General features: G+C 68.7%; 9 protein-coding genes. 2 read left to right on the forward strand and 7 right to left on the reverse strand.

What is annotated here, in order from left to right; genetic code table 11:
* Positions 1 to 2: 2 nt before the first annotated feature.
* From GC106_RS29125 to GC106_RS29155, 7 genes are all read right to left on the reverse strand, one after another.
* Positions 3 to 1,046, reverse strand: coding sequence for a 3-isopropylmalate dehydrogenase (locus GC106_RS29125; protein WP_173137236.1), 1,044 nt, complete (start codon positions 1,044 to 1,046; stop codon positions 3 to 5).
* A 125-nt stretch (positions 1,047 to 1,171) separates the two neighbouring features.
* Entirely contained in the window at positions 1,172 to 4,459 is a 3,288-nt protein-coding gene (locus tag GC106_RS29130) for a S8 family serine peptidase (RefSeq protein WP_173137496.1), read from the reverse strand.
* A 201-nt stretch (positions 4,460 to 4,660) separates the two neighbouring features.
* Positions 4,661 to 6,259: a phosphoglycerate dehydrogenase gene (gene serA, locus GC106_RS29135; RefSeq protein WP_173137238.1), complete on the reverse strand. Its 1,599-nt coding sequence runs from the start codon at positions 6,257 to 6,259 to the stop codon at positions 4,661 to 4,663.
* Positions 6,260 to 6,376: 117 nt separating this feature from the next.
* Positions 6,377 to 6,652, reverse strand: a complete 276-nt coding sequence (locus GC106_RS29140; RefSeq protein ID WP_173137240.1) for a DUF397 domain-containing protein — start codon at positions 6,650 to 6,652, stop codon at positions 6,377 to 6,379.
* An 89-nt stretch (positions 6,653 to 6,741) separates the two neighbouring features.
* Positions 6,742 to 7,755 (reverse strand): ketol-acid reductoisomerase, encoded by a 1,014-nt coding sequence (gene ilvC / locus GC106_RS29145; protein WP_173137242.1) that lies wholly within the window; start codon positions 7,753 to 7,755, stop codon positions 6,742 to 6,744.
* 46 nt (positions 7,756 to 7,801) lie between these two features.
* Positions 7,802 to 8,308, reverse strand: a complete 507-nt coding sequence (ilvN, locus tag GC106_RS29150; protein WP_033380362.1) for an acetolactate synthase small subunit — start codon at positions 8,306 to 8,308, stop codon at positions 7,802 to 7,804.
* A complete protein-coding gene (locus GC106_RS29155) occupies positions 8,308 to 10,188 on the reverse strand; it encodes an acetolactate synthase large subunit (RefSeq protein WP_173137244.1) in 1,881 nt (626 codons plus the stop codon). Before GC106_RS29155 ends, ilvN begins: the two co-directional genes overlap by 1 nt.
* Positions 10,189 to 10,465: 277 nt before the next feature.
* Between GC106_RS29155 and GC106_RS48140 the strand changes: the two genes are divergently transcribed.
* Together GC106_RS48140 and ilvD are read left to right on the forward strand one after the other, a co-directional pair.
* A complete protein-coding gene (locus GC106_RS48140) occupies positions 10,466 to 10,885 on the forward strand; it encodes a PH domain-containing protein (protein ID WP_173137246.1) in 420 nt (139 codons plus the stop codon).
* Between the two features lie 44 nt (positions 10,886 to 10,929).
* A complete protein-coding gene (ilvD, locus tag GC106_RS29165; protein WP_173137248.1) occupies positions 10,930 to 12,774 on the forward strand; it encodes a dihydroxy-acid dehydratase in 1,845 nt (614 codons plus the stop codon).
* Positions 12,775 to 12,832: the final 58 nt, after the last annotated feature.

Below are 12,832 nucleotides of genomic sequence, written 5' to 3' on the forward strand. Positions count from 1 at the left end.
TCCTAAGCAGTCGTGCGCGAGGAGTTGGACGAGACCAACGCGGCGAGACGGTCGCCGATCGCGTACGTGCCACCGGGCGAGGAGTGGTCGCGGGTCGCCAGGTCGAAGGCCACCGAGGCCTCGATCCGGCGGGCCGCCTCCCGCTCACCCAGGTGGTCGAGCAGCAGCGCCACCGACAGCACGGCGGCCGTCGGGTCGGCCACACCCTGACCCGCGATGTCCGGGGCGCTGCCGTGCACCGGTTCGAACATGCTCGGGTTGCGGCGGGTGATGTCGAGGTTTCCGGACGCCGCCAGGCCGATGCCTCCGGTCACCGCGGCCGCCAGGTCCGTGAGGATGTCGCCGAACAGGTTGTCGGTGACGATCACGTCGAACCGGCCGGGATCGGTGACCATGTGAATGGTCGTCGCGTCCACATGCTGGTACGCCACGGTCACGTCCGGGTGCTGCAACGACACCTCTTCGACCACCCGTGACCACAGGGACCCGGCGTGCGCGAGCACGTTGGTCTTGTGCACGAGGGTCAGGTGCTTGCGCGGACGGGACGAAGCACGGGCGAACGCGTCCCGGACCACGCGCTCCACGCCGAACGACGTGTTGACGCTGACCTCGGTCGCGATCTCGTGCGGCGTGTCCTTGCGCAACAGGCCGCCGTTGCCGGCGTAGAGGCCTTCCGTGCCCTCCCGGACGACGATCATGTCGATGTCACCCGGATCGGCGATCGGGCTGCGCACGCCCGGGTAGAGCCGCGCCGGGCGCAGGTTGACGTGGTGGTCGAGCTCGAACCGCAGCCGCAGCAGCAGGCCGCGTTCGAGAATGCCGCTCGGCACCGACGGATCACCCACCGCGCCGAGCAATATCGCGTCATGTTCCCGGAGTTCGCCGAGAACCGACTCTGGCAGCAACTCCCCCGTCGCGTGCCATCGAGCGGCCCCCAGGTCGTACCGGGTGATCTCAGCACTCGGAACGACCTCGCCGAGCACCTTGAGGGCCTCGGCGATCACTTCCGGCCCGATCCCGTCACCGGGGATCACCGCGAGCCGCATGCAGACACCTCCGTGGATACAGGCCCAGCGTCCGGGCCACACAGTTCAGGGAAGGCTACCCGCACCCACCCGCTCATCCGTACCTCGACCACGCTTACGGGGTCCCCCTTTCGGATCACGAAATCTCAGCGTGCGGGAATCCGCACCACCGCGGCACGATCACCAGTCGCATTGTGGTGGTTCAGGACCAGCAGCCCGGTGGTCCGCTCCGTCGCGTGCACCGCCTTGTCCCGGATGACGGACAGCGCCGTGCCGGGCTTGGCGAAGAACACGAGTGCGTCCTCGCCTTGCCCGGTCACCCGCACATCCGGGTTGAGCGGGTCGAACGTCATCGACCCGACGCTGTCGATCAAGCTGGTCCCGTCACCAGGCGCACTGTAGAAGCCCGCCACTCCGACTGTGTAGCTGAACCGTGCCGATTCCTTGGCCGGGTCGATGCCCAGCGCCTTGAGCGGGACCGGCAGCACGGCGACGTTCGTGTCGAACACACCGGTGTCCACGTCGCCGAGCTGGCCGTTCAGCGGCATGCGGGCCACTGACGGCTTGTTCGGTTTGGTCAGGTCCACTGTGTTCACCACCCAGACATCCGTACGGGTGAGTTTTCTCACGGACGCCTCGAAGTCGGGTTTGGTGTCCCCGTCCGTGTCGATCCCCACGACCGGAACCGTGTTGCTGCCGAGGTTGTACCAGTTGCCCCAGGTGGCTATGCCGAACGCGACGACCGCTTTCTCGGGTTCACCCTGTGCGACCGCATGCGGTGCGGTGGACGCAACGCCGACGTACCGGATGTCCCCGCCCTTGGCGGTGTCGTTGACGGTGCACCCCGTCGTCCGGTTGCGACGACAGGACGGCAGCTGCGGTGAACTCGACTGCAACTGCAGCACGCTGATCAACGACCGGTACGCCTCCCGGCCCTCACCTTGGTCGAGCCCTTTGCCGTGCAGCGGCAGTATCCCCTGGTTGCCGGTGTCGAACTTGACCTGTGGCTCGGTGCTGAGCTTGGCGACCGGCCGCGGCGCCGCGTACACCGGCACCCGCAGCGCCGAACCGCTCTTCGGGGTGAGCACGAGCCTGCCGGAGGCGTCGGCGACGAACTGACGGGCCAGCTTGCTCTGCAACGGTGCGACGGTCGGATCGATCGTCTTGCGCAACGCCAGCGGATCGTCGATGCGCAGCGTGACCCGCACGACCTCCGCACCACGCGCGGGGACCCGGACCGCGCCGCGCGACAGGTCGTACCGGACACCGGGAACCTTGGTCGCCTCCTGGTAGGCGACGTCGAACTCGGCCGGCGCGTCGCTCTTGTTGACCAGCTTCACCGTCCGCGACACCGAAGTCCGGGTGACAGCCTCCACCGTGCCGAAGGAGACGCTCACCGCACCTTGTGCCTCGACCACCATCGCCAGCACCTGATTGTCCACAGCGGACTGCGCGTTCACCCGGCCCACGCCGACCCGTTGCGGCGCGAGCACAGTCCCGCCGGGCTCGGTGCGCACGTCGTCGCCCGCGGTGTTCATCACCGCGGCCTTGATCTCCTCGGGGGTCCAGTCCGGGCGCGTCTGCCTGACCAGTGCGGCGATCCCGGCGACGTGCGGCGCGGCCATCGAGGTCCCGCTGATCATCAGGGTCCGGTTGCCGCTGCCGGTCAGTGCCGACGCGATCGTGTCACCGGGCGCGGCGACATCCGGCTTCACCACCGGGCTGCGCACCCCGCGGGAGGTGAAATCGCTTGGCGTGTCGTTGATCCGCGGCAGCTTGGTCTTCAGCGACGCCCGTTTCGAACCGAGCATCCGGACGCTCAACGTGCCGGCCCGCAGCGCGGGCCGCAGCGGTTCGGTCGCGGTCGCGGTGAACTGGAACATCGGCAGGCTGTCCAGCCCGGCGATGGCCGCCTGGAACACGTCGGTGCCCGACGGCAGCAGCACCCCGGCCGCACCGGCGTCCTTCGCGTTGGCCGCCCGGGGAGCCGAGCCACAGCGCCGCGCATCGGAGTCGTCCCACTCCAGCCAGACGAACTTGCCCGCCACCGCCGCCTTGTCCTGCTCGGAGAACGGATCACAACCGTCCGCATTGGACGAATCGGACACGGCGGCGACCGGTTTGGTCAGGTCCAACTGGTCGAAACCGGTGTACGCCAAGCCGTACTGGCCGCCCGCCTGCCCGGCCACGTCCGCGGGCGCGGTCACCTCGACCGCGTCCCGCAGCACGTACGGATCACGCGTGCTGGCGACCGTCAGCGCCTCAGGGGTGTTGCCCGGCGCGCCGCCGATGTCGTAGACGTCGCCGCCGTTGCCGCCGGCGACCACCGACAACACGTTGTTGCGGGCCAGCTTGCGGACGAACAGGCTGTCCGGGTCGTCCGGCGCGCCGAAGTCGCTGCCCAGCGACATGTTCACCAGGTCGAGGCGGTCGGTGAAGTCGCCGTCGCCGTTCGGGTCCAGTGCCCGGTCGAGAGCCTGCGCGGTCAGGTCCGTCGACCCCTTGCAGCCGAAGATCTTGATCGCGTAAACCACCGCCTTCGGCGCGGTGCCGGGGCCGATCAGCATGTCGTCGGCCTGCTGCGGGGTGAGCTTGGTGTAGTCGCCGCGGAAGGTCGTGCCGTCGGCGTTCACGCCGAACCCGGCGGCCGTCCCGGCGACGTGCGTGCCGTGCTGGCCGCAGGCGATGGGGTTCGGGTCCGGCGTCGGCGTCTTGGACCCGTGGCGGCCCGACGAGTCGTACTGGTCGCCCGCCAGATCCGCGCCGCCGACGACCTTGGCGGTCGGGAAGAACGACGGATCCACTGTGGTCCGGTCGATCGCCGTGTACGCCTCCGGCGTGCCGGGACCGCCGAACGTGGCGTGGGTGTAGTCGACGCCGTCGTCGATGATGCCGATCCGGATTCCGTCGCCGAGTTTCCCGGTGTTCTGCCAGGCGTTGAGCGTCTTGGTGACCTGCACGGCGCTGGAGTTCGTACGGGACTTCGGCACGACCCGGCGAACGGACTGGACCTCGGGCCGTGCCGCCAGGTCGCGAATCGCCGACGCGTCCGCGTTGACGACCATGCCCGCGACGGCGTTGACCGTGGTGTAGAGGAACTCGGCGGTCGCGTCACGCGCCCGCAACGTCTCGGCCAGCACATCCGCGGTACGAGTGGTGTCCTCGGCCGCGTCACGGGCCGCCTGCGCGGCCTCTTCCCGGTTCGCGCCGGCCCGGTTGGACAGTTCGTTGTAGACGTCCACGGCCGGCCGCCGGTCCAGCGCGACGAACGCCGTCACCGGGCCTTCGTCGTCGAGGAGGGGTGCGGCCACCTCGTCGGTGACGGACTCGGGCAACTGTCTGACCGGCACGCTCATCGCGAGCGGGAAGTCACGCGGCTCACTGATCGCGGTTCCCGCGCTGGTCACGCTCGCGACCAGCGCGAACATCACCATGGCGATCATCGAACGTCGTTTCCACCCGGTCGGACGGGCCACTGGAACGCCTCACTCTCCGCGCATACTCGGTGCCGGAAAGCAACCTAACCGGGGACGAATGCATCGCCTAGGACATTCGGCCGCGTTGTGCCATGAAGGCCACCTTCAGGGCATAGAACGCCCTGAAAGTGGCCCTCACGCTGTGTGTTCGTGACTGACTCAGCCGTCGAACTGGACCGCCCGGATGTTCGTGGCCGAGATGCTCAGGCCGATCGAGTCGAGCACCGAGGCGTCCACCTGCCGGTCGACACGCAGGATCATGATCGCGTCGTTGCCGGTCTTGGTCTGGCTGATCTGGGCGGCCTCGATGTTGATGCCCGCCTCACCCAGCAGGGTGCCGACCGTTCCCATCACGCCGGGGCGGTCCGGGTACGCGGCCAGCAGCACCGTTCCCTCGGCGCGCAGGTCGAAGCTGCGGCCGTTGAACCCGACCAGCTTCTCGACCTGGGCGAGGCCGGAGACCGTGCCCGACACCGTGATCGTCGCGCCGTCCGCGTAGACCGCGCGCAGGGTCACCAGGCTGCGGTGGGCGGCGCTCTCCGGCTCCTTGACGATGTCGACCTCGACGCCGAGCTCCTCGGCCAGCCGAGGCGCGTTCACGAACGTCACCTGGGACTCGACGACGCCGTGGAAGGCACCGCGCAGCGCGGCCAGCGGCAGGATCGAGACGTCCTCATTGGACAGCTCGCCGCGGACCTCGACGCTGATCGACGTCGGCGTGCCGTTGCCGGTCGCCGCGAGGACGAGGCCGAGCTTCTGGGTCAGCGACAGGTACGGCCGGACCTCCTCGCCGACCGCGCCGCCTGCGACGTTCACACCATCGGGTACGAAGTCGCCGCGCAGCGCCAGCAGCACGCTCCTGGCCACGTCCGTCCCGGCGCGGTCCTGCGCCTCCGCGGTCGACGCGCCCAGGTGCGGGGTGACCACGACGTTCGGCAGGCCGAACAGCGGGCTCTCGGTGGTGGGCTCGGTCGCGAACACGTCGATGCCCGCGCCGCCGACCTGGCCCGAGCTGATGGCGTCGGCCAGTGCCTGCTCGTCGATCAGGCCACCGCGGGCGGCGTTGACGATCAGCACGCCCTTCTTGGTCTTGGCCAGCTGGTCGGCGCCGATCAGGCCCTTGGTCTCCGGGGTCTTGGGCAGGTGCACCGAGATGAAGTCGGCCCTGGCCAGCAGCTCGTCCAGCTCGACGAGCTCGATGCCCAGCTGCGCGGCGCGCGCGGGCGACACGTACGGGTCGTACGCGATCAGAGTGGTGCCGAACGCGGCCAGGCGGGCGGCGAACAGCTGACCGATCTTGCCGAGGCCGACGACCCCGACGGTCTTGCCGTTGATCTCGACGCCGGAGTACGCGCTGCGCTTCCACGCGCCGCCCTGCAGGCTCTGGTCGGCGGCCGGGATCCGGCGGGCGACCGCGAGCAGCAGGCCGACGGCGTGCTCGGCGGCCGAGACGATGTTCGAGGTCGGCGCGTTCACCACGAGCACACCGCGCTCGGTCGCGGCCGGGACCTCCACGTTGTCCAGTCCAACCCCGGCCCGCGCGACGACCTTCAGCCGCGAGGTGGCGCCGAGGACCTCCGCGTCCACTTTGGTCGCCGAACGGACAAGCAACGCGTCGGCGTTGGCGACCTCGGTGAGCAGCGCGGGCCGGTCAGTGCCGTCGACGTGACGGACCTCGACCTCCTCGCCGAACACGTCCAGCACGGACGGCGCCAGCTTCTCGGCGATCAGAACGACAGGTCGGCTGGTTGCAGTCACGGCAACGCACTCCAATTGATCATTTCATGATGTGGGAGACAGGCCGGGAACGACGCCGGGCCCGGACGGACAGAAGTCTAAAGCCTCACAGCCAGGTTACGAGTGAGTTATCCAGCACTACCACGGCTCGTCGAATTCACCAGCGCGAACACCTTGGACGAACGCGTCCCACTCACTGGGAGTGAAGACCAGAATCGTGCCATCCGGGTACTTCGAGTTGCGCATCGCCGTGTAGGTGACTCCGTCGGTGTGCTCAACGAACGCGATCTCAACGTACTCCCCGTCGGGATCGGCACCCGGTTCCGCGGCGCGCTGCCACTCTGCTTTCGTTAGGTCGAGATTCCCGCGAACGTGCGCCTTGTCGTCATAGATCGGCGCGCTGTCACCAGTCATAAGCGCTAGGTATAGCAAAAACCCTCGTGAGTGTTTATCCGGGTTCTAACCCGGCCAAACACTCACGAGGGTTTACCTGGGGTTTCGCGTCAGGCGGTCTCGGTGATCGGGCGGTCGACCCAGGACATCAGGCCACGCAGCTTGCGGCCGACCTCCTCGATCGGGTGCTGTTCGCCCTCCTGGCGCAGCTTCTGGAAGTTGGGCCGGCCGGCGGCGTCCTCGGCCACCCACTCCTGGGCGAACGAGCCGTCCTGGATCTCGCCCAGGATCTTGCGCATCTCCTCCTTGACCGCGGCGTTGACCACGCGCGGGCCCCGGGTGACGTCGCCGTACTCGGCGGTGTCGGAGATCGAGTAACGCATCCGGGCGATGCCGCCCTCGTACATCAGGTCGACGATCAGCTTGAGCTCGTGCAGAACCTCGAAGTAGGCGATCTCCGGGGCGTAACCCGCCTCGGTGAGCACCTCGAAACCGGTCTGCACCAGCGCGGCCGTGCCACCGCACAGCACGGCCTGCTCGCCGAAGAGGTCCGTCTCGGTCTCTTCCTTGAAGGTCGTCTTGATGACGCCGGCCCGGCTGCCGCCGATGCCCTTGGCGTACGCGAGCGCGAGCGCCTGCGCGTTGCCGGAGGCGTCCTGCTCGATCGCGATCAGGCAGGGCACGCCCTTGCCGTCGACGAACTGGCGGCGGACCAGGTGGCCGGGGCCCTTCGGCGCGATCATGAAGACGTCGATGTCCTTCGACGGCTGGATCAGGCCGTAGCGGATGTTGAAGCCGTGCCCGAACGCGATCGCGTTGCCCGGCTGCAGGTTCGGCGCGATCTCCTCGTCGTAGATCTTCTTCTGCTTGGTGTCCGGCGCCAGCAGCATCACGATGTCCGCCTCGGCCGACGCCTCCGCCGGGGTCAGCACGCGCAGGCCCTGCTCCTCGGCCTTGGCGCGGGACTTCGAGCCCGGCTGCAGGCCGATCCGCACGTCGACGCCCGAGTCACGCAGGCTCAGCGCGTGCGCGTGGCCCTGGCTGCCGTAGCCGATGACCGCGACCTTCTTGCCGCTCAGTACGCCGAGGTCGGCGTCATCGTCGTAAAAGATCTCGACACTCATCTAGTTGTTTCCTTAGTCGACCTGTGGGAAATCTGGGGTGCGTCGGCTAGCGAACAGCCGTCGCGGTGATGGAGCGGGGACCGCGGCCGATGGCGACCATTCCGGACTGCACCATCTCACGGACCCCGTACGGCTCGAGCATCCGGCGCAGCGCCTCGATCTTGTCGGCCGTCCCGGTGGCCTCGATGGTCAGCGCCTCCGGCGAGACGTCCACCACCTTGGCACGGAAGAGCTGGACGGTCTCCAGCACCTGGCTGCGCACGGTGGCGTCGGCCCGCACCTTCACCAGAAGCAGTTCGCGCTGGACCGCCGAGCTCGGTTCGAGCTCGACGATCTTGATCACGTTCACCAGCTTGTTCAGCTGTTTTGTCACCTGTTCGAGTGGCAGTTCGTCAACCGCGACCACGATGGTCATCCTGGACACGTCCGGGTGCTCGGTCGGTCCGACGGCGAGCGACTCGATGTTAAAGCCGCGCCGGGAGAACAGTCCGGCGACGCGAGCAAGCACACCTGGCTTGTTCTCGACAAGGACGCTCAGTGTGTGGGTGGACATCAGATCTCATCCTCGTCGAACAACGGCCGGATTCCCCGGGCCGCCATGATCTCGTCGTTGCCGGTGCCCGCCGCGACCATCGGCCACACCTGCGCGTCCTTGCCGACCACGAAGTCGATCACGACCGGCCGGTCGTTGATCTCCAGCGCCCGCTTGATCACGGTGTCGACCTGGTCGCGGGTCTCACACCGCAGGCCCGCGCAGCCCAGTGCCTCGGCCAGCAGCGTGAAGTCCGGGATCCGGTGCTTGTGCGTGCCGAGATCGGTGTTGGAGTAGCGCTCGGAGTAGAAGAGGTTCTGCCACTGGCGGACCATGCCCAGGTTGCCGTTGTTGATCACGGCGACCTTGATCGGCGCGCCCTCGATGGCGCACGTGGCCAGCTCCTGGTTGGTCATCTGGAAGCAGCCGTCGCCGTCGATCGCCCAGACCTGCTTGTCCGGCATGCCGAACTTGGCGCCCATCGCGGCGGGCACGGCGAAGCCCATCGTGCCGAGGCCGCCGGAGTTGATCCACGTCATCGGCTTCTCGTACTTGACGAACTGCGCCGCCCACATCTGGTGCTGGCCGACGCCCGCCGTGTAGATCGCGTCCGGGCCGACGAGCTGGCCGATCCGCTCGATCACGTACTGCGGCGACAGCGTGCCGTCCGACGGCCACTCGTACCCGGCCGGGAACGTCTCACGCCAGCTGTTGATCTGCGCCCACCACGCGGTGAGGTCGGCCCCGCCGTTGGCGCCGCCGCGCTCGTGCTCGGCCTGCACCGCGGTGATCAGCTCGGTGATGATCTCCTTGCAGTCGCCCACGATCGGCACGTCGGCCTTGCGGTTCTTGGAGATCTCCGCCGGGTCGATGTCCGCGTGCACGACCTGTGCGTCCGGCGCGAACGAGGAGAGCTTGCCGGTCACCCGGTCGTCGAACCGGGCACCCAGCGCGATGATCAGGTCGGACCGCTGGAGGCAGCCCACCGCCGCCACCGATCCGTGCATGCCGGGCATCCCGAGGTGCTGCGGGTGCGAGTCGGGGAACGCGCCCCGCGCCATCAGCGTGGTGACCACCGGGATGTTGGTCAGCTCGGCGAGCTTGCGCAGCTCCGCGGCGGCCTGCGCCTTGATCACGCCGCCGCCGACGTAGAGCACCGGGCGCCGCGCCGAGGCGATCAGCTTCGCGGCCTCACGCACCTGCTTGCCGTGCGGCCGGGTCGTCGGCCGGTAGCCGGGCAGGTGTATTTCGGGCGGCCAGGAGAAGGATGTGGTCTCCTGAAGGACGTCCTTGGGGATGTCCACCAGCACGGGGCCGGGTCGGCCCGTCGATGCCAGGTGGAACGCCTCGGCGATGGTCCGCGGGATCTCCGCCGGATCGGTGACGAGGAAGTTGTGCTTGGTGATCGGCAGCGTGATGCCGCAGATGTCCGCCTCCTGGAAGGCGTCGGTGCCGATCAGCGCCCTGGTCTGCTGGCCGGTGATGGCCACGACCGGGACGGAGTCCATGTTGGCGTCCGCCAGCGGGGTGACCAGGTTGGTCGCGCCGGGACCGGAGGTCGCCATGCAGACCCCGACCTTGCCGGTGGCCTGCGCGTAGCCGGTGGCGGCGTGCCCGGCGCCCTGCTCGTGCCGGACCAGGACGTGCCGCACCTTGGTGGAGTCGAGCAGCGGGTCGTACGCCGGGAGGATGGTCCCTCCGGGAATACCGAAGACCACCTCGCAACCGACTGCCTCGAGCGAACGGACCAGCGACTGGGCGCCGGTGACACGCACCGGCGCGCCCGAGGGAGGCGCTGGTTTCGGACGGTTGGCCGGGGCGGAGCCGTCACCTGTTTTGGCTTCGGCTCCCGGTTTCGGCGCCCCGGGCTTCGCGGCGGGTCGCGATGTAGCGCTCGTCATCGGTTCTGCCTCGTGAGTCAGTTGGTCGGGTTATGGGGTCCGGACACGAAAAAACCCCCGTCGACCGGATGGGTCGCACGAGGGTCGCGCGTCGACGAGTCTGTAGCCCTAAGCGTCGACGCGCTTGGGAAGTACGAGACCAATCGGGTTGAACATACCGCGACGGTAGTGCGCGTCGTGCGCACGCGTCAAATCTGCGAGACGCCGATCCCGGATAGTGGACCCGATCGGGGGACCCGATGGCCGGGTCACGCGGGCAAACGTGCACCATCTTCTTGTGACCGCCGTCAGCAAGGTCGTCTTCCGGACTCCACCGACCGCACACCTGGGTGCGCTGTTGCTCGCCGTCGCCGCGACGCCGTTCGCCTTCGCCGAGCCAGGCTTCTTCGTGATCTACCTGCTCCCGATCTTGATGATCATCTGGGTGGGCCGCCATCGCACGACCGCTGACACCGACGGCGTCACCGCACGCGACATGTTCACCAGCAGGACCATGGCCTGGGATGACCTGGCCTCGCTGAAGATCGATCGTGGCCACGTGTCCGCGGTCGGCACCGACGGCACCGTGACCCGGTTGCCGGGTGTCCGGTTGCGACACGTGTCACTGCTCTCCCAGGTCAGCGGCGGCCGTATCCCCGACCCCGCTGCCACCGCCGACGAGGAAAGCCCGGCCACACCGGACACCTCGGCGGAGTAACCTCGCTGCTGATTCCACCTGCTCAGCTGATTCTTGGAGGGGCGATGCCCCAGTTGCGTTCCCGCACGACCACTCACGGCCGCAACGCGGCGGGAGCCCGCGCGCTCTGGCGGGCGACCGGTATGACGGATTCCGACTTCGGCAAGCCGATCGTGGCGATCGCGAACTCCTACACGCAGTTCGTGCCGGGCCACGTCCACCTCCGCGACCTCGGTGACATCGTCGCCGAAGCGGTGCGCGAGGCGGGCGGTGTCGCACGGGAGTTCCACACCATCGCGGTGGACGACGGAATCGCGATGGGACACGGCGGAATGCTGTACTCGTTGCCGTCCCGCGAGATCATCGCGGACTCGGTGGAGTACATGGTCAACGCGCACCAGGCGGACGCGCTGGTGTGCATCTCCAACTGCGACAAGATCACCCCCGGCATGCTGAACGCGGCCATGCGGCTGAACATCCCCACGGTGTTCGTGTCGGGCGGGCCGATGGAGGCGGGCAAGGCGGTGATCGTCGACGGTGTCGCGCAGGCGCCGACCGACCTGATCACGGCGATCGCGGCGTCCGCGAACCCAGCCGTCGACGAGGACGGGCTGTCGATCGTCGAACGCTCGGCGTGCCCCACGTGCGGCTCGTGTTCCGGCATGTTCACCGCGAACTCGATGAACTGCCTGACCGAGGCGCTCGGGCTGGCGTTGCCGGGCAACGGTTCCACGCTGGCCACGCACGCGGCCCGGCGCGCGCTGTTCTCCCGGGCCGGGACGACCGTCGTCGAACTGTGCAAGCGTTGGTACGGCGAGGACGACGCTGCCGTTCTGCCGCGGTCGATCGCGTCCCGCAAGGCGTTCGAGAACGCCATGGCGCTGGACATGGCGATGGGCGGCTCCACCAACACCGTGCTGCACATCCTGGCCGCGGCGCAGGAGGGCGAGGTCGGCTTCACGCTGGCCGACATCGACGCGATCAGCCGCCGGGTGCCGTGCCTGTCGAAGGTCTCGCCGAACTCCGACTACCACATGGAGGACGTGCACCGGGCCGGCGGAATCCCGGCGATCCTCGGTGAACTGGACCGTGCCGGCCTGCTCAACCGCGACGTGCACTCGGTGCACAGCCCGTCGCTGGCGGCGTGGCTGTCCGAATGGGACATCCGGTCCGGAACGGCGTCCGACGCGGCGATCGAGCTCTTCCACGCGGCGCCGGGCGGCGTCCGCACCACGGAGGCGTTCTCCACGACCAACCGCTGGTCCTCTCTGGACACCGACGCGGCCGAGGGTTGCATCCGCGACAAGGAGCACGCGTACACCGCCGACGGTGGTCTGGCCGTGCTGCGGGGCAACCTCGCCGAGAACGGCGCCGTCATCAAGTCCGCCGGGATCGATCCGTCGCTGTTCCGGTTCCAGGGGCCCGCCCGGGTCGTGGAAAGCCAGGAGCAGGCGGTGTCGGTGATCCTGAACAAGGAAATCCAGCCGGGTGACGTGCTCGTCGTGCGCTACGAGGGCCCGGCGGGCGGCCCGGGGATGCAGGAGATGTTGCACCCCACGGCTTTCCTGAAGGGTGCCGGGCTCGGCAAGAAGTGCGCGCTGATCACCGACGGCCGGTTCTCCGGCGGCTCGTCGGGCCTGTCGGTCGGGCACATCTCCCCCGAAGCCGCGGGCGCCGGGACGATCGGCCTGGTGGAGAACGGCGACCAGATCCTGATCGACGTCACCACCCGCACGCTGGAACTGCTTGTGCCGGACGAGGTCCTGGCCGAGCGGCGGGCGAAGATGGAGTCACGGGAACGGCCTTGGCAGCCCGTGGACCGGGATCGCCCGGTCACCGCGGCTTTGCGGGCGTACGCGCACATGGCCACCGACGCGTCGACCGGGGCCGTGCGCCGCATTCCTTCCTGACCTGGCCCGGAATTCGGCTGTGTCCACGGTGAGCCGGCGCACCCAGGTGCGCCGGCTC

The organism is Kibdelosporangium persicum, from assembly GCF_013280595.1.
Classification (GTDB): Bacteria; Actinomycetota; Actinomycetes; order Mycobacteriales; family Pseudonocardiaceae; genus Kibdelosporangium; species Kibdelosporangium persicum.